Annotated in this window: 13 protein-coding genes; 6 read left to right on the top strand and 7 right to left on the bottom strand. The window is 67.3% G+C overall.

What is annotated here, in order from left to right; genetic code table 11:
- The first annotated feature begins 45 nt into the window (after nucleotides 1-45).
- From LKO27_RS12445 to LKO27_RS12435, 3 genes are read left to right on the top strand one after another with little or no spacing between them, the layout of a single operon-like run.
- Nucleotides 46-462, top strand: a complete 417-nt coding sequence (locus LKO27_RS12445; protein ID WP_227737830.1) for a DUF5318 family protein — start codon at nucleotides 46-48, stop codon at nucleotides 460-462.
- A complete protein-coding gene (locus LKO27_RS12440) occupies nucleotides 455-2,800 on the top strand; it encodes a transglycosylase domain-containing protein (RefSeq protein ID WP_227737829.1) in 2,346 nt (781 codons plus the stop codon). The genes LKO27_RS12445 and LKO27_RS12440 overlap by 8 nt, the downstream gene beginning before the upstream one ends.
- Before the next feature lie 34 nt (nucleotides 2,801-2,834).
- On the top strand, nucleotides 2,835-4,214 hold the full coding sequence (locus LKO27_RS12435; protein WP_227737828.1) for a hypothetical protein: 1,380 nt from the start codon (nucleotides 2,835-2,837) through the stop codon (nucleotides 4,212-4,214).
- 68 nt (nucleotides 4,215-4,282) lie between these two features.
- Here LKO27_RS12435 and LKO27_RS12430 read toward each other — a convergent pair whose 3' ends face one another.
- From LKO27_RS12430 to LKO27_RS12415, 4 genes are all read right to left on the bottom strand, one after another.
- Nucleotides 4,283-5,731 carry a catalase gene (locus LKO27_RS12430; protein ID WP_227737827.1) on the bottom strand — a complete coding sequence of 483 codons (1,449 nt, stop codon included), beginning with the start codon at nucleotides 5,729-5,731 and terminating at the stop codon, nucleotides 4,283-4,285.
- A 47-nt stretch (nucleotides 5,732-5,778) separates the two neighbouring features.
- Nucleotides 5,779-6,231 (bottom strand): Fur family transcriptional regulator, encoded by a 453-nt coding sequence (locus tag LKO27_RS12425; RefSeq protein ID WP_227737826.1) that lies wholly within the window; start codon nucleotides 6,229-6,231, stop codon nucleotides 5,779-5,781.
- A gap of 99 nt (nucleotides 6,232-6,330) precedes the next feature.
- Nucleotides 6,331-7,356: an alanine racemase gene (locus LKO27_RS12420; RefSeq protein WP_227737825.1), complete on the bottom strand. Its 1,026-nt coding sequence runs from the start codon at nucleotides 7,354-7,356 to the stop codon at nucleotides 6,331-6,333.
- A gap of 1 nt (nucleotide 7,357) precedes the next feature.
- Nucleotides 7,358-8,485, bottom strand: coding sequence for a peptidoglycan bridge formation glycyltransferase FemA/FemB family protein (locus tag LKO27_RS12415; RefSeq protein ID WP_227737824.1), 1,128 nt, complete (start codon nucleotides 8,483-8,485; stop codon nucleotides 7,358-7,360).
- 77 nt (nucleotides 8,486-8,562) lie between these two features.
- On the opposite strand from LKO27_RS12415, the gene LKO27_RS12410 reads away from it, so the two are divergent.
- Nucleotides 8,563-9,834: a glycosyltransferase 87 family protein gene (locus LKO27_RS12410; protein ID WP_304650903.1), complete on the top strand. Its 1,272-nt coding sequence runs from the start codon at nucleotides 8,563-8,565 to the stop codon at nucleotides 9,832-9,834.
- Nucleotides 9,835-9,843: 9 nt separating this feature from the next.
- On the opposite strand, the gene LKO27_RS12405 is transcribed toward LKO27_RS12410, so the two are convergent.
- The 3 genes from LKO27_RS12405 to LKO27_RS12395 all read right to left on the bottom strand — a co-directional run bounded on the left by LKO27_RS12405 (nucleotide 9,844) and on the right by LKO27_RS12395 (nucleotide 13,786).
- A complete protein-coding gene (locus LKO27_RS12405; RefSeq protein WP_227737823.1) occupies nucleotides 9,844-10,503 on the bottom strand; it encodes a DUF4282 domain-containing protein in 660 nt (219 codons plus the stop codon).
- Between the two features lie 212 nt (nucleotides 10,504-10,715).
- Nucleotides 10,716-13,145 carry a sodium-translocating pyrophosphatase gene (locus LKO27_RS12400; RefSeq protein ID WP_227737822.1) on the bottom strand — a complete coding sequence of 810 codons (2,430 nt, stop codon included), beginning with the start codon at nucleotides 13,143-13,145 and terminating at the stop codon, nucleotides 10,716-10,718.
- 236 nt (nucleotides 13,146-13,381) lie between these two features.
- Entirely contained in the window at nucleotides 13,382-13,786 is a 405-nt protein-coding gene (locus tag LKO27_RS12395) for an SRPBCC domain-containing protein (protein ID WP_227737821.1), read from the bottom strand.
- A gap of 123 nt (nucleotides 13,787-13,909) precedes the next feature.
- Between LKO27_RS12395 and LKO27_RS12390 the strand changes: the two genes are divergently transcribed.
- Both LKO27_RS12390 and ppdK read left to right on the top strand, forming a co-directional pair.
- Nucleotides 13,910-14,788 carry a pyruvate, water dikinase regulatory protein gene (locus LKO27_RS12390; RefSeq protein ID WP_227737820.1) on the top strand — a complete coding sequence of 293 codons (879 nt, stop codon included), beginning with the start codon at nucleotides 13,910-13,912 and terminating at the stop codon, nucleotides 14,786-14,788.
- Nucleotides 14,789-14,917: 129 nt separating this feature from the next.
- Entirely contained in the window at nucleotides 14,918-17,569 is a 2,652-nt protein-coding gene (ppdK, locus tag LKO27_RS12385) for a pyruvate, phosphate dikinase (protein WP_227737819.1), read from the top strand.
- Nucleotides 17,570-17,640: the final 71 nt, after the last annotated feature.

Below are 17,640 nucleotides of genomic sequence, written 5' to 3'. Positions count from 1 at the left end.
GCGCAGCTGTTCTCACAGTTGCCCGGACCATTTACGCTTGGTGTGATGTGGTCCAAACGGCAGGAAGTTGACTACGCGCTGCAGCGCCGGGCGACGCTCGAGGCGGCGCGCAGGCCGTCGCGCGTGATGTCCTCCGACGTCTGCGACGCCGACCCACTGCTGATCCGGGCCGCACTCCACCACGGCGAACCCTCCAGCGTCGACTGCCCGATGTGCGACAACACCCATCTGCTCAACCTCAACTACGTCTTCGGCGAACAGCTGGGCCAATACTCCGGGCGCATCAAGTCCACCAAGGAACTCGATGAGATGCAGGACGAGTACGGTGAGTTCAAGGTCTGCGTCGTCGAGGTGTGCACCGAGTGCGGCTGGAACCACATGATCAAGGCTTACCTCCTGGGTGACGGCCGCAAACGCAAGCCGCCCCGCAGACAGAAGACGGTTGAGGACATCTATGGCTGAGCGCAAACCCACCAAGCGGGCTGCGAAGAAGTCGACGAAGAAGACATCAAAGAAGAAGATCTGGGGGCGGGTGGGATTGGCCGCGCTCATCGCGGTCCTCGTGCTGGGCCTGGCAGGCATGGGCAGCTTCCTGTTCCTCTACGCGACGACCGACCTGCCGGACCCCAACGAGGACTTCACCACCAACACCACCTTCATCTACTACAACGACGGCAGGAACCAGCTGGGGTCGTTGGCGGTGCAGAACCGCGTGACGATGGACTACGCGGACATGCCGCAGGTGATGAAGGATGCGGTCATCGCCGCGGAGAACCGCTCGTTCTGGGAGGATCCGGGCTTCTCCATCAGCGGCATCGCGCGTGCCATGTGGAGCATCGCCACGGGCGGCGAGATGCAGGGCGGTTCGACGATCACCCAGCAGTACATCAAGGTGCTCTACCTCAACCCCGAGCAGACCTTCTCCCGCAAGCTGCGAGAACTGGTGCTCGCGGTGAAGATGGGACGTGAGGTGCCGAAGGAGGAGATCCTCGAGGGCTACCTCAACACCATCTACTTCGGCCGTGGCGCCTACGGCATCCAGGCGGCAGCGAAGTCCTACTTCCTCAAGTCCGCCCAGGAACTCACCATGCCCGAGGCGGCTGCGCTGGCTGCCATCCTCAACAACCCGGCAGGTTTCAACCCCTCCGGCGGTGAGGAGAAGCTGGAGCGGCTGAAGGGGCGCTACAACTACGTGCTCGACGGCCTGCTGGCAATGGACAAGATCACCCAGGCGGAACACGACGCCGCCTACGACACGCTGCCCGAGTTCCCGGACGTGCCTGTGAACAATCGCTACGGCGGGCCCAAGGGCTTCCTCATCAGCATGGTGGAGGACGAGTTGGTGGAGCTGGGCTTCACCGAGGGCGAGATCTCCGGTGGCGGGTTGAAGATCGTCACAACCCTGGACAAGGAGGCCCAGGCGGCCGCCACCACCACGGCGCAGGAGTACACGGCGCTCGCGGCGGCAGAGGGGGAGGGCAGCCCAGACCCGGCGGACCTGCACGTCGCCATCGCTTCGGTGGACAACTACACCGGCGGTCTGCTGGCGCTCTACGGGGGACCGGACTACGTCGCCAACTCCCGCAACTGGGCCACGACAGAGCGCCCTGCCGCCTCGACGTTCAAGGCCTTCGCGGCCATCGCCGGACTGCGAAACGGGTTCTCGCTCGAAAGCGTGCTGCGTGGCGACACGTTCACGCCGCAGGGCGACTCGCAGCCCATCAACAACCAGAACCAGCAGCAGTACGGCGAGGTGACGCTGCGCCAGGCGATCGCCGACTCCATCAACACCGCCTTCGTCGACATGACCGAACAGATCCCCGACGGCCCCAACGAGGTCATCCGGGCGGCCAACGACGCGGGTGCCCCAACCGGTCCGGCCTGGGACGCACACAACCGCATCGCCCTCGGATTCGCCGAGGTCAGCCCGCTCAACATGGCGAACTCCTACGCCACCCTCGCCGACAGCGGTCAGCGCAAGGACGCCCACATCGTGCTGCGCGTCGAGGACCGCCAGGGCAACGTCGTCTACGAGGCGGAGCCGGCGCCGGAAGCGACGGTGGAGCAGAACGTCGCCGCCAACGTGACCGACGCCCTCACGAGCGTCGTCACCGAGGGCACCGGCCGCAGAGCCTCCGAGCTCGGGCGACCGGTGGCGGGCAAGACCGGCACCAATGGCATCGACGACACCATCACGTCGGCCTGGTTCGTCGGTTACACCCGCCAGATCTCCACCGCGGTGATGTACGTGGCGGGCGACGGCGGAAACGCCGACCTCGTGCCCTACCGACGGCCCGGGGACCGCACCTTCTTCGGCTCGGGTTACCCATTGATGACCTTCGTCGACTACATGGCCGCCGCGCACGAGGGGATGGAGGTCCTGGGCTTCGACGAGCCCGAGCCCATCGACGGCAAGAGCGAGAAGCCCAGCCCCGAGCCTTCGTCCGCGTCGCCGTCGCCGACACCGTCCCAGGAGCCGTCGCCCACGCCGTCGGAGACCCCGAGTGAGACCCCGACGCCCACACCGAGTGAGACCGTCACGCCATCGGAGGAGCCGACGCCGACCGCCGAACCCACGACACAGCAGCCGACGCAGGAGCCGACGCAGCCCCCAGCGACCCAGGAACCGGACCCGACCACGGCGCCTCCGCCACCGCAGAGCGAGGCGCCCGCGCCTACCGATACGGCCAGTGTCCCCGGGCAGGGCACGGGAGGTGCGGGTGACTCAGGGATCATTTCTGGGGTGCTCAGGTCCTCCACGCCCCCTCCGCCTGGGTCGGACGGCAGCGGCGGGAACTGAACAGCCGGCCCGAGGTGGCGGCTAGGGTGTCCCCGTGAAGAACGCGCTGCTGCCCGCCTTCGGTGGGCCGATGGGTCGGCACGCCCGCCCCAGAGGTCACTGGTTCAACCCGCTGCCGTGGACGATCCTCACGTCCGCGGTGGTCTTCACCTTCCTGGCGCTGCGTCAGGTGCCATGCGTCCAGACCGACGCCACGAACCCCATCAACGCCTTCATCCGGCTGTGCTACTCCGACATTCCCCTCATGTACACGGGGCAGGGCTTTGGGCTGGGCAACCCGGCGTTCGGCGGCGACGGCGGAATGCTGTTTCCTCCGGTACTCGGGGTGGTGGTGCTCGCGACGGTGCGTCTGGCGGCCGCGCTGGGCGCCGACATCCGGCCTGATGCCGACGTCCAGGTTCAACTCGACGGGGCCGAGGTCTTCTTCGCGATCAACGCAGTGGTGCTGTTCGTGTTCTTCCTCGCCTGGACGATCTCCATGGTGATGCTGGGCCGGGACTCGGCCAACGGCCGGTTCCGCTCCTGGGACGGGATGCTCGTCGCCGCCTCCCCCGTCGTGCTCGCGGCGGGCCTCATCCACTGGGATCTGTTGCCAATCGGGATCACCGCCGTCGGGCTGCTGCAGTTCGCGCAGCGTCGCACGCTGGAGGCCGGAATCATCCTGGGCCTCGCGGCGGCGGCGGGCACCATGCCGATCATCGTCGTCGCCGCCGTCGCAGTGTGCATCGCGCTCCGTGGGAACTGGTCCCAGCAGGTGTTGTTCCTGTTCCCCGCCGTCGTGACCTGGGCGGTGGTGCATCTCCCGCTGGTACTGAATGACCTGGACAAGGTCATCTCGTACTACCAGAACCAGGTGGGGGGAGAGGCTTCGTACGGATCAGTGTGGTTCCTGATGCAGGTCTTCGGGTGGAACGTGCGGGCCGCCGGCTACCTGGGCTTCATGATCCTGCTGTTCATCCTCGCATTCCTCGTCGCCTGGCTGTACGTGACGAAGCGGCGCCCCCGCGTCGGCACCCTGGTGGCGATCTTCGTCTTCGTGTGTGCGTTCTTCGGCGCCGCCTACTCTCCACAGACCGCGCTGTGGCTCCTGTTCGCCCTGGTGCTCGCCAGGCCGTTCAAGCTGGAGTACCTCGCGTTCACGATCGTGCAGCTCGGTTACTACCTGGCCATCTGGGGCTGGTTGTCCGGCCATCTGACCGCGGCGAAGACCGGTCCCCAAGGGCTGTACTTCCTTGCCATCATCGTCCGGCTCGCGGTGGATCTGTGGCTGCTCTACCTGATGGTCAGAGACGTCCAACACCCCGAACAGGACCGGCTGCGCGCCCCCGACCACAGTGACCCGATCGGCGGGGAACTCGTCGACCGTGAGGAGCTGCAGCGGATCCGGGACGAGGACCTGGTGGCTGTCGCCTGACCGACGCCGACGCGAAAGGGCCCCGGCGAACCGGGGCCCTTTCGTCGTTGCGCTGTGGCGGTGGGCGATCAGGCCTCGACGCCCGCCTTCAGCAGGGTGCCGAGGTTGGCGTCGACGGCCGACCAGTAGGCATAGAAGTTGGCCAGCACGGTCTCGTTGGCGATCTTCTTGCCCTGGCCGATCAGGGTCTTGTGGAAGCGCTCGCGCTCACCGTCGTCGAACACCTCCCGGTAGAGCGTGCCCGCCTGGCCGAAGTCGTCGTCCTCGGCGTGCAGCGTGTAGGCGCTGCGCACGAGTTCGCCGTCGGACTCCCAGGACGGTTCGACGGGTCCGGTCTCGTCGGACCAGGACTCCCCGAAGGAGTTCGGCGCGTACATGGGTGCGGCGCCGCGGTGCTCGTAGGTCATGTTGCCCTCGAAGTTGTAGGACTTGACCTCGTTCACCGGCTTGTTCACCGGCAGCTGCTGGAAGTTGGTGCCGATGCGGTAGCGCTGCGCGTCGGCATAGGCGAAGTTGCGGCCCAGCAGCATCTTGTCCGGGCTCATGCCCATGCCGGGAACCATGTTCGCCGGTGAGAACGCGGCCTGCTCGATCTCGGCGAAGAAGTTGGTGGGGTTCTCGTTCAGGGTCAGGGTGCCCACCTTGATGCGGGGGTAGTCCTTCTTGGAGATCGTCTTGGTCAGGTCGAAGATGTTGAAGCGGTAGTCCTTCGCCTCGGCGTAGGGGATGACCTGGACGTAGAGGTCCCACTTCGGGAAGTTGCCCTGCGCGATGGTGTCGAACAGGTCGCGACGGTGGTGGTCGGCGTCCAGGCCGGCCATCTCGTCGGCGTCCTCGGCGGTGAAGTTCTCCACGCCCTGCTGGGAGAGGAAGTGGTACTGCACCCAGAACTTCTCCCCGGCGGCGTTGATCCACATGTAGGTGTGGGAGCCGTAGCCGTTCATGGTGCGCCAGCTGCGCGGCAGGCCACGATCCCCCATGAGGTAGGTCACCTGGTGGGCGGACTCGGGGTTCTGCGTCCAGAAGTCCCACTGCATCGTCGCGTCGCGCAGGCCGGAGTCCGGCAGGCGCTTCTGCGAGCGGATGAAGTGCGGGAACTTCATCGGGTCGCGGACGAAGAAGATGGGGGTGTTGTTGCCCACGAGGTCGAAGTTGCCCTCGGAGGTGTAGAACTTCAGCGCGAAACCGCGGACGTCGCGCCAGGTGTCGGGGGAGCCGAGCTCACCGGCCACGGTGGAAAAACGCTGCAGCACTCGGGTCCTGGTGCCGGGCTGGAAGACGGCGGCCTTGGTGTACGCGCTCACGTCCTCGGTCACCTCGAACTCACCGAATGCACCCGCGCCCTTGGCATGCGGGCGGCGCTCGGGCACGTTCATGCGGTTGAAGTGCTGGAGCGTCTCGACGAGGTGGTGGTCGTGCAGGACGATGGGTCCGTCCGCACCGACTGTGAGCGAGTTGCGGTCGCTGACCGCCGGGATTCCGGCCTGGGTGGTGGATCCGCTGTTGGGCTGGGTCACGGTACTCCTTCTGTTGTGGGGGTTGAGTTGTAGGTGGGTACAACTGATCAGGGGGTGGTTGCGGCCTTCCGGCGACAGTCGCGGCAGATGCCGCGGTAGAGGACGTCGGCCACTACGATGTCCATCTCGTGGGAGTCGCTCGGCAACAGGCAGGGCGCTTCACCGACGGCGCACGCCACGTCCTCGAGGCGGCCACATTCGATGCACATCGCATGGTGGTGGTTGTCGCGTCGCTCCAGCTCGTAGCGGGCAGCCTGACCGGGCAGGTCCAGACGGGAAACCAGGCCGGCCGCGACGAGGTCCGCGACGACGAGGTAGGCGGCCTGGAAGCTCGCCTTGGGCAGTTCGCCGCTGAGGTCGGAGACCATCTGCTCCACCGTCGCGTGGGGCCGAAGGGTGATCGCCTGGAGGGTGGCCACACGTTGGCGCGTCACGCGCAGACCCGCCTCGCGCAGGAGGGCGGTGGCGTCCTCCGGGCTGAGTGCTTGGGTGCTGGGCATGCCCCCAATCTATCCGCTTGTTTTGAATAACTCAAAAAAACGGGATGAACACTGGGTGAACGTCAACCAGTGTTCGGGCTGGTCAGACGGGGAAAGCGGTCAGTCGAACAGGATCTCGTCGAAGCGGGTCGTGGTCATCCGGCAGGTGACGGGCACCTCGTCGCCGACCTTCACTCCCGGCCTCGCGCCGGGGACGAAGAGCATCGAGGAGTGCATGTGGGGAGGCTCGGCGAAGGGGCGCTTGCGGCCCCCGATGGTGAAGGGCGACAGGGCGCTCCCGGCGGCCCGCATCAGACCGTCGGCGATGGTGGTGGCCCGCTGCCGCACCGAACGTTGCGGAACCGGGGCCGCCAGCGCGATCCCGTGCGCCGTGCCGCCGGAGGCGACGACGATGAAGCCGTCGCGGGGTGCCTTGGCCTGGTGGTAACCGAGCCGGGCGCCGCGCTCGATGGGGTGCACGTCGAGGACTGTCGCGGTGGTCGTCAAGGCCTCCGGGGCGCCCAGCCACAGGCGCGTCCCGACGCGCATGCGGGTCTCGACGCGGGCCAGTTCGGCGAACGTGGCGTAGTCGGCGACGGTGAGATGGGACACCCAGACCGGCCCCTCCTGGCGGGCGGTGGCCGCGTGCGTGAGTGCGATCGCCTCCTCCAGTGAGCCGTGGGCTGGGAGGTGCACGGTCCAGCCTTCGAACCGGAGCCCCGAAGTGTCGACGCGTCCCAGGTCCGACATCGGCAGGCCGTGGCGGTGCATCGAGGTGTCCATCTCGAGGATCACGCGGGCGCCGGGATGGTTCTCCCGGATGAAGTCCAGGTCCTCGACGCGGGAGACGGTGGAGATGACGCGCTCGTCGTCGAGCTGGCTGGTGGCGAGCGACTCCGTTGGCCGCCACGGGTTCAGCACCACGACGTCGTGGGTCCAGCCGGCCAGGCGAACGGGCAGGACCTCGTGCGCGGTGCCGACGGCGAGCGTCCCGGCCCGCAGGCCCATGGCCTCGCGGGCGCAGACCTCGAGGCCGAACCCGTACCCGTTGCCCTTTGCCACCGAGACGAGGCCGGGGACCTCCTGCAGGAGCGACTGTTGGTGCCGGCGCCACTGCTCGGTGGCCACCCGTAGCTTGAGGGTCATTTCACCGCCGTTTCAGATACTGGTCGAAAGCGAGGTAGAGCACGGGGTTGATGGGCTTGTCCCACTCCCCGAGATAGGCGACGGCCTCCCCGCCGGTACCCACCTTGAACTGGATCAGGCCGATCTCCGGATCATCGGCAGCCAGGCCCTCCGTGATGCCCCGCAGGTCGTAGACGGCACAGCCGTCGGCCAGCGCGTCGCGGATCATCTGCCACTGCACCGCGTTCGAGCCACGCACGTCCCGCTTCGCCGTGGTGGAGGCGCCGTAGGAGTACCAGGAGTGCTCGCCCACCACGATCATGGTGGTGGCGGCCACGAGGTCGCCCTCGTGCTCGGCGAGGTACAGCCGCATCCGCCCCTCGCCTTCGGCATTCAGCGCGTCCCACATCGTTTCGAAGTAGGACTGCGCGCGCCCGGTGAAGCCGTCGCGTTCAGCGGTCTCCAGGTAGATCTCGTGGAACCGCGCCAGTTCCGCCCGAGTTCCGCGGCGGACCGTGACGCCCGACTTGTCGGCCTTCTTGATGTTGCGGCGCCAAAGCTGGTTCATCCCCTTGAGCAACTCGTCCTCGGTCTTGGGAGTGCCGTCGGGGTGGCGCAGCGGAAGCTGGAAGTTGAACTTGGGCTGTCCCGCGGAGAAGCCTGCACCCTCGGATGCGTTGCGCCAGCCCAGGTGCTCCAGTTGCCGCAGCCAGCGGGTGCCGGCCAGTGTGGTCTCATCGGGCTCCACTTGGGACAGGGCCGTGACGGCCTCGTCGGCGATCGCTGCCTTGACCGTCGCCGGACCCCAACTGCGGTGCTTCAACGCAGGACCGATCCGCACGGCGAAGGCCTTGGCTCGCTTGGCGTACCGGACCAGGGCGGCCAGCTGCTCCTCGATGTCCGGCCGTTCCCAGTCCAGGACCGGGCCCTCGGGCAGGTAGGCGAGGTAGCGGGGCAGCTTCGGCAGTTGCCGGTAGAGGACCAGGCCGACTCCGATCAGCTCGTCGGTGTCGAACCATCCCAGCGACTCACCGCGCCACTCGGACTTGACCTTCGCCCACGCCGGCGTCTGCAGGAAACTGGCGGACCCACGCTCCCGGATGAAGGCGAGGTGGTCGTCGGAGGAGATGGCGCGGACGGTGATGCTCACGCAACCAACCTACCCGGCTGGGCCGTCGACGGTGGTGCGGGCTGGCCGGGTGGGCGAATCCGGCCATACTGATCCACATGCAACGTGCCCGTCCGGCGGTGTGGCTCACCGAGCGCTACCTCGCGTCGCGCCTCGCCAGAGCCGGGGCGCTGCTGTTCCTGCTCTGGGGCTTCTACTGCCTCATGTTCGGGATCCCCGGGACAGACCCGTGGATCCCGTACCGAATAGACCTCGACGTCTATCGGCTGGGGGCGCAGGTGTTCCGCGACGGCGGCGACCTCTACGGCCGCCTCCCCGACACCCAGGTCGGCGCGAACCTCCCGTTCACCTACCCGCCCATCGCCGCCGTCCTGTTCGTGCCCCTGACGTGGCTGCCGCTGCGGGCGGCCAACGTCGTCTTCACGCTGGTGACGTTGCTGGCACTGGTGCTTGTCGTGTGGCTGGTGGCGCGGGAGTCCTTCCGGCTCGGGAAGGCCGACGCGGCCTGGGTGGCTGTGGGGCTGTCGTCGGTGCTGTTGTGGATCATCCCCGTGCGCGAGACCGTGGAGTTCGGCCAGGTCAACGTAGTCCTGATGGCGCTGGTGGTCGCCGACGTGATCCTGGGGCGGGGCAAGTGGTGGCAGGGGTCGCTGGTGGGACTGGCGATGGCGATCAAGCTCACGCCCGCGGTCTTCCTGGCCTACTTCCTCATGCGCAAGGACTGGCGGGCACTGGTGACGGGGGTTGCCGCTGCCGTCCTCTTCACGGGGATCGGGTTCCTGCTCGCGTGGGGACCCTCGGTGCAGTACTGGACCGAGACGCTCTCCGACCCGACGCGCATCGGTGATCTGGAGTACGTGTCCAACCAGTCACTCAACGGTCTCCTCCACCGGCTCGCGCTGGGCGAGACAGCCACGAGCGTGGTCTGGTTCGTCGTCTGCGCGGGCCTCGGGCTCAGTTCGCTGGTGCTGATGCGGTTGCTGTTCAGGGGTGGTGAGGACGCGGTCGCGATGGTGGTCATGGGTGTCTATGCTCTGCTCGCGTCCCCGGTGTCGTGGGCGCACCACTGGGTGTGGGCAGTGCCGGCGCTGCTGGTGCTGACGGCGTGGGCCCTGGAGCGACGGGGCGGGGTGCAGGTCTGGTTGGCCCTCGTCGTGGCCGCCGGTGTGGTGGCGTTCTACAGCCGTGGCATCTGGAACGTGCCCAGCAGGGATGGGCTTGAGCTCGAGTGGGGCTTGTGGCAGCGGGTGGCCGGGAACTCCTACGTGCTCTGGGGGCTGCTCTTCGTCGCGGCGTTGTGGTTGTTCCGGCCACGGGTCCCAATAGGGATGGAAACGGCCCCCGACGCGGTGCGCCGAGGGCCGTCCTGACCAAGTGGGTCACTGCCTGGGCAGGCGCCTGTGCACGTCCTCGGAGATGCGAATCACCGCGTAGTACATCTCGAGCGACATCCGCATGATGGCGAGGTAGAAGATGGCGACGATGGGGCCGAAGATGAGCGTCCCGATGATGTTCAGCACGTCTCCGGTGAACAGGGCCACGATCAGGAATCCCAGGAAGCCCAGGGCGATCAGCGCGGTCATGACGACGTAGACGATCTTGATGATCTTCGGGGTGACGAAGTGGTTGAAGCTGAAGTCGAACAGCGCACCGAAGAAGCCCTTGCTGCTGGAAACGGCGGCGCCTCCCGGGCCGTCCGCGTACCCGTATCCCCCCGGTGCCACATAGCCTGCGTTGCTGTAGTCAGCATGGCCGTAGTCGGTGTTGCCGTAGGCCGGACCGCCGTAGCCCGCGTTGCCGTAGGCGTCCTGTTGCTGCGGCTGTTGCTGGTTGGGGGCCCAGGGCTGGTCTGCGGAGGGCCCCGCCTGGCCGGCCCCGTACTCGGAGCCCCACTGGCCGGCGTAGGGATTGGGCGTGGGAGCCCCTGCGGGCTGGTTTCCCTGCTGGTCGAAAGCCGGGCCTGGCTGCTCGTAGCCGGGGTTGCCCGAGGGCTGGTTGTAGGGGTCGTTGGGGTTCTGGTCGTTGGGGTTGTTCGTCAAGGCTGGTCCTTTCTGGAAGATCCCTCCTCACTGTGCCAGAGCAGGGGAGCGCTCGGGCGGAACCTGGGCTGGCGTCTGCGGACAAGTTGCGGCGCCACCTTGGGCAACTTGGGTCGCCATGCGCACGCGCCGCGAACGACGTGGCGGGCAGCTTCACGATGCGGTCCTCCGTCGGAGCCCATCGTGACGCTGCCCGCCACGCCTGTTACGTGTCAGGGGCCTTCGACCGCCACGACCGGAGTCCGTTCGATCTCGAGGTCCTCCAGTTCCTGGTTGATGCGCATGCCGTAGAACGAACGCCACACGAAGTACATCGAGACCAGACCGAACACCACCGCGAGGGACCCGGTGAGGGCCGTGCCGCTCTGGTACTGCAGCGCGATCGCGAGTTCCACCGCGAGGAGGCCGAACAGGGTCGTGAACTTGATGACCGGGTTCAGCGCCACCGAGGAGGTGTCCTTGTACGGGTCCCCGACGGTGTCGCCCACGATGGTGGCCTCGTGGAGCGCGGTGCCCTTCGCGTGCAGGTCCACCTCCACGAGCTTCTTCGCGTTGTCCCAGGCGCCGCCGGCATTGGCCATGAAGATGGCCTGGTAGAGCCCGAACACGGCCATGGAGATCAGGTAGCCGATGAAGAAGAACGGCTCCACGAACGCGAACGCCAACGTCGCGAAGAAGATCCCGAGGAAGATGTTCAGCATGCCCTTCTGCGCGTACTGGGTGCAGATCTGCACCACCTTCGAGGAGTCCTCGTCGGAGGCGCGTGCGGTGCCGTCGAGCCTGATGTTGGCGCCGATGAACTCCACCGCCCGGTAGGCGCCAGTGGTCACCGCCTGGATCGAAGCTCCCGTGAACCAGTAGATGACCGCACCGCCGACGATCAGTCCCAGCAGGAACGGGGCGTGCAGCAGGGAGAGCTTCTCAACGTTCTCGGTCAGCTTCGCGGTGAGGCCCATCATGATCGAGAAGATCATGGTGGTGGCGCCGACGACGGCGGTGCCGATCAGCACCGGCTTGGCGGTGGCCTTGAAGGTGTTGCCCGCGCCGTCGTTGGACTCCAGGAAGTACTTGGCCCGCTCGAAGTCGGGGCGGCGGCCGAACTCGGTCTCCAGTTCGTCGTCGACCCCGAGTTGCTCGATCGTCGAGAGTTCGAACACGGACTGGGCGTTGTCGGTGACCGGTCCGTAGGAGTCGACGGCGATCGTCACCGGTCCCATTCCCAGGAAACCGAACGCCACCAGCCCGAACGCGAAGACGGCCGGGGCAAGCATCAGGTCGCCGAGCCCCATCGTCGAGATCCAGTACCCGACCGCCATCAAACCGGTGATGGCGAGCCCGATCCAGTACGCGGAGAAGTTACCGGCCACCAGGCCGGAGAGGATGTTCAGCGAGGGGCCGCCCTTGTTGGAGGAGACCACCACCTCGCGGGTGTGCTTCGCGCTCGGCGAGGTGAAGACCTTCACCAGTTCGGGGATCAGGGCGCCGGCCAGGGTGCCGCAGGAGACGATCAGCGACAGCTTCCACCACAACCCGTTCTCGATGTTGCCCAGCAGCAGGGCCGAGGTGCCGAACGTCGTCAGGATGCAGATGACCGACGTGAGCCACACCAGCGACGTCAGCGGGGCCTCGAAGTCCATGTCGTCGGCGTCGCGGTAGCGGGCCAGCGTGACGGCCCGGTTGACGAAGTAGGAGATACCGGATGCGACCACCATCACGGCGCGCACCACGAACAGCCAGACCAGCAGCGTCACCTGGAACGTCGGGTCCGGGACGCCGAGCAGGATGAAGGTGATCAGCGCCACACCGGTGACGCCGTAGGTCTCGAAGCCGTCCGCAGAGGGTCCGACGGAGTCGCCGGCGTTGTCGCCCACGCAGTCGGCGATGACACCGGGGTTGCGGGCGTCGTCCTCCTTGATGCCGAAGACGATCTTCATCAGGTCCGCTCCGATGTCGGCGATCTTGGTGAAGATGCCACCGGCGATGCGCAGGGCAGCGGCTCCGAGGGACTCGCCGATGGCGAAGCCGATGAAGCAGGCGCCTGCGATCTCGCCCGGCAGGAAGACCAGGATGATCAGCATGATCGCCAGCTCGACGGAGATCAGCACCATTCCCACGCTCATGCCCGAGCGCATGGGGATGTCATGGAGCGGGTACGGCTTGCCACCCAGTGACGCGTGGGCGGTGCGGGAGTTCGCGAAGGTGTTGACGCGGATGCCGTACCAGGCGACGCCGTAGGAGCCGGCCATGCCGATGAGCGAGAAGCCGATGACGATCGCCGTTTTCCCGACGCCGAAGCCCACCAGCAGCAGGTAGTAGACGATGATGATCGTCGCGATGAACGCCCACAGGACCAGCAGGAACTTGCCCTGCTGGATCAGGTAGGTCTTGCACGTCCGGTAGATGAGCTCGGAGATGTCGCGCATGGCCTGGTGCACCGGCATCGCCTTCAGTTGGCGGTAGGTGACCAGACCGAAGGCCAGTCCCAGGGCGCAGACGATGAGCCCGAGCCCGAGCAACGTGTCGCCCGGCAGGCCCACGAACTCGACGGATCCGAGGTCGGGCAGCTGGAGGTTCGCCTCCCCGCCGATCTGGTGCTCGCCGTCTCCGGGGGTTTGGGGGGATGCGCAGGAAGAGAGCAGCAATCCTGCTCCGAGGGTCGCCGCCAGCCACCAGCGGCGCCATCGTCTCGTCCCGGCCTCGGATTGCGTTCCGCTGCTCCGCGGTACTACGCCCATTCAGACCACTCCTGACAAGGTGTAACGAGGGCTTCGTCGCCCATTGATTCCGGATGTTACGCCCCGTGCTTCCAAGCGGACCCGCGGGGTCTGGCAAAAGCATCGCGGCCCAGATGAGGATCATCCGGGCCGCCTGGCTGGTTCTAGGGTGTCGCGCTCGCGATGCGGTCGAGCGCCGCCTCCCAGCGCCTCGTCAGCTGCTCCTCGTCGACCTCTCTGGGCAGGTGCTCGTGGGAAAGGCTGACGGCAGTGCGGCCGTCGCCCTCCGGCTTGACCTGGACGTCGACCATCGTGGCCGCCGCGCCCTCACTGGCATGCCATGAGAAGCGGATCTGCTCCCGCGGGTGGAAGCTGCGCGTCACGCCATAGGTGCCGTCATTGGAGCGCCAGTCCTCTCCCTTGTTCCCGAACTCACCGCCCTCGCCCAGCAGTGCGCCCGCGCCGGCGGGCCCAATCAAGGTGTCCCAGACTGTGGGGAGCGGGTGATCCACCACACGGGTCACCTTCACACTCTTCGTATCGCTCGTCTCCTGGGCGACAGATTCCATGAAAACAGCCTCCTCGTCGAGTCGGGCGTCGCCCTCGGCGCCCTTTCGCCAAGCCTAGTCCCGTCCATGGGTCCAGGGGAGGTGCCCCCGGGATTCGACGCCGTCCACGGCTACATTTGGCCCATGTCAGCAGAGCCGCTGGAGATCCACATCGTCGCCGACTCCTCCGGTGAGTCCGCCGTGCGCATCGCGCGGGCCGCCGTCGCCCAGTTCCCGGGGCAGGAGGTCAAGCTCGTCCGGCACCGCAGGATGACCACCAGGGAGACGGTGCACGACGCGCTGGCGGGTCTCCGGGAGCGGCACGGCAAGCCCAGCGTCGTCCTGTTCACCCTCGTCGAGCAGGAACTCGTGGACCTGGTCGAACAGATCTGTGACGACCTCGGCGTCCCCCACGTCGACCTCATGACCAGCACGGTGCGCGCCATCGAGCAGGCCTCGGGGGCCGCCGCCGACGCCGTTGCCCGCCGCCCCGTCGGCGTGGAGGCCGATTACTTCACACGGATCGCGGCCATCGACTTCGCCGTCCGCAACGACGACGGGGCCGCGCCGGGGGCGCTTCGGCAGGCCGACATCGTGCTGGTGGGGGCGTCGCGCTCGGGCAAGACGCCGTTGTCGATGTACCTGGGCTACCTGGGCTTCAAGACGGCGAACGTCCCGCTCGTCCCCGGGATCGAACCGCCCCAGGAGTTGTTCAGCGTCGACAAGTGGCGCATCGTCGGCCTGACCATGGAGGCCACCCAACTGCAGAAGATCCGGGGTGAGCGCGTCCGCGGCATGGGCGGGTTCGGCACGCGTGACGGGTACGCCGACCTCGACCGGATCTACGAGGAGCTCTTCGAGATCCGGCAGGTCCAGCAGCGGCTGCGCTGTCCGATCGTCGACACCACCGGGGTCGCTCTCGAGGAGCTTGCCTCACGCATCCTGGACCTCGTTGAGAGCCGCGCCAAGCGCGTCGGCGCCTCACTGCGGCAGGTGCCGGGGGTGGTCCGGCCGGAGCGCTGAGGGGCGTTGCTTCGTCGGGTTGACGGATGTGCAACATTATTCGACCCCGCACCTTGATCGCCCCGCTGAGGTCCTAGGCTGGGCTGACAGGGGACGACGGCGTCCCGATATGTGGTCGAAGGAGATCAAATGGTTGAGAAGCGTTTCATCTATGACCTCTCCGAAGGCGATGCCACGATGCGCAACCTACTGGGTGGCAAGGGCGCAGGCGTCGCGGAGATGGCCCGGGTGGGCGTTCCGGTTCCGGACGCCTTCACCGTCACCACGCAGGCCTGCATCGAGGCGACCAAACGGGGTGGGGAGTGGCCCGAGGGTCTGAAGGAGGAGATCAACGAAGGTCTCGCCCGCCTCGAGGAGCGCACCGGGAAGAAGCTGGGCGGGACGACCAACCCGCTGCTGGTCTCGGTACGGTCGGGCGCGGTGGTGTCGATGCCCGGAATGATGGACACCATCCTCAACCTCGGTATCTCCGACGACTCCGTCGAGGCCGTCGCGCGGGAGTCCGGCAACGAGCGCTTCGCCTGGGACTGCTACCGGCGGTTCATCCAGATGTACGGCGAGGTCGTCGAGGACGTGCCGGGATACCTGTACGAGGACGCCCTCAGCGAACTGAAGAACGACCGCGGCGTGGAACAGGACACCGACCTGACCGCCGAGGACCTGAAGCAGCTCGTCGCCACGTTCAAGGAGATCTCCAGCGAGCACCTCGGCGGCGAATGGACCAACGACCCGCACGAGCAGTTGCACCGCGCCGTCGACGCCGTGTTCCGGTCCTGGCTGAACCCACGGGCAGAGGTCTACCGCCGGGCCAACAACATCTCCGCAGAACTTGGCACCGCCGTGAACGTCATGCAGATGGTCTTCGGCAACCGTGGCGATACCTCCGCCACCGGCGTGTGCTTCACCCGCAACCCCTCCACGGGCGAGAAGGCCCTCTACGGGGAGTTCCTGGTGAACGCGCAGGGCGAGGACGTCGTCGCCGGCATCCGCACCCCGCGCCCGCTCGGCGAGATGAAGGACGTCCTTCCCGAGGCCTACGACGAGCTGATCGCGACGATGGCCAAGATGGAGGCCCATTACAAGGACATGCAGGACATGGAGTTCACCGTCGAGAACGGCAAGCTCTTCCTGCTCCAGACGCGCAACGGCAAGCGGACCGCTGCGGCTGCGCTCAAGGTGGCCTCCGACCTGGTGGACGAGGGCGTGCTGACCGAGCACGAGGCCCTGGGCCGCATCGTGCCGGCCCAGCTGGACCAGCTGCTGCACCCGGCCATTGATCCGGCGCACGGGAAGTCGCCCATCGCCAAGGGCCTGCCCGCATCCCCGGGTGCGGCGGTCGGCGAGGTGGTCTTCGACGCCGACACCGCCGCCGAGCGGGGTGGGCGTGGCGAGCCCGTGGTGCTGGTGCGTTACGAGACCACGCCCGACGACATCCACGGCGTCATCGTCGCCCAGGGAATCCTGACCGCCCACGGCGGCATGACCTCCCACGCGGCCGTCGTCGCGCGCGGCATGGGCAAGCCCTGCGTCGCGGGGGCGGGCGGCATCAAGATCGACGTCAAGGGGCGCAAGCTCACCATCGGGGACGTCGTGCTGGGCGAGGGGGACACCATCACCCTCGACGGCTCCACGGGCGACGTCTACGGTGAGGCGCTCGACCTCATCCCGCCGCAGATCAACGAGGACTTCCAGCGCGTCGTGGCGTGGGCCGACGAGGTGCGCCGCCTGGGCGTGCGGGCCAACGCCGACAACTTCGAGGACGCGACGAAGGCGCGCGAGCTGGGCGCCGAGGGCATCGGCCTGTGCCGCACCGAGCACATGTTCATGGCCGCGGACAGGCTCCCGGCCGTGCGCCGCATGATCCTGTCCGAGACCAAGGAGCAGCGCGCCGAGGCGCTCGAGGAGATCCTGCCAATGCAGCAGTCGGACTTCGAGGGCGTCTTCACCGCCATGAAGGGCCTGCCGGTGACGGTGAGACTGCTCGACCCGCCGCTGCACGAGTTCCTGCCCAACCTCGTGGAGCAGTCCCTGCTCGTCCAGCGCCTCGAGAACGAGGGGGTTGAGGGTGCGGAGCTGGCCGAGGCCAGAGAGACCCTCGCCCAGGTCAAGCGCTTGCACGAGCAGAACCCGATGCTGGGCACCCGTGGCTGCCGGCTCGCGATGCTTTACCCGGAGATCCCGGAGATGCAGACCCGGGCGATCGTCCGGGCGGCGCTGGCTGTGCTGGACCGGGAGGGCGAGACGGTCAAGGTGGAGATCATGATTCCCCTGGTGGCGCTGACGCAGGAGTTGTCGGCCCAGCGGGCCATCGTCGAGAAGACGGTGGCCGACGAGCTGGCGACGGCGGGGCGGGAGTTGGAGTACACGATCGGCACGATGATCGAGCTGCCACGTGCGGCGCTGCTGGCGGACCAGATTGCCGAGTACGCCGACTTCTTCAGCTTCGGCACCAACGACCTCACCCAGACCACCATCGGCATCTCGCGCGACGACGCCGAGAACGGGTTCCTGACGAACTACATCATGGAGCACGTTCTGGAGCGCAACCCGTTCGAGACCATCGACGTCGACGGCGTCGGCCAGCTGGTGCGGATGGGCGTCGAGAAGGGGCGCAGCACGAAGCCGGGCCTGAAGACCGGTGTCTGCGGCGAACACGGCGGTGACCCGGATTCGGTGGAGTTCTTCAACTCCGTGGGCCTGGACTACGTGTCCTGCTCGCCGTTCCGGGTGCCGATCGCCCGGTTCGCCGCTGCAAAGGCGGTACTCAACCAGCAGAAGTGATCCCGATCCCGGCCGGGCGCTCCCGCCCGGCCGGGGCAGGTCAAAGCTGGCAGCGGCTCCGGCCTGGCAGG

This window comes from Tessaracoccus sp. OS52 (genome assembly GCF_020687685.1).
Taxonomy (GTDB): Bacteria; Actinomycetota; Actinomycetes; order Propionibacteriales; family Propionibacteriaceae; genus Arachnia.
The sequence above is the reverse complement of the archived record's forward strand: the minus strand, read 5'-3'. Positions and strand labels throughout refer to the sequence as shown.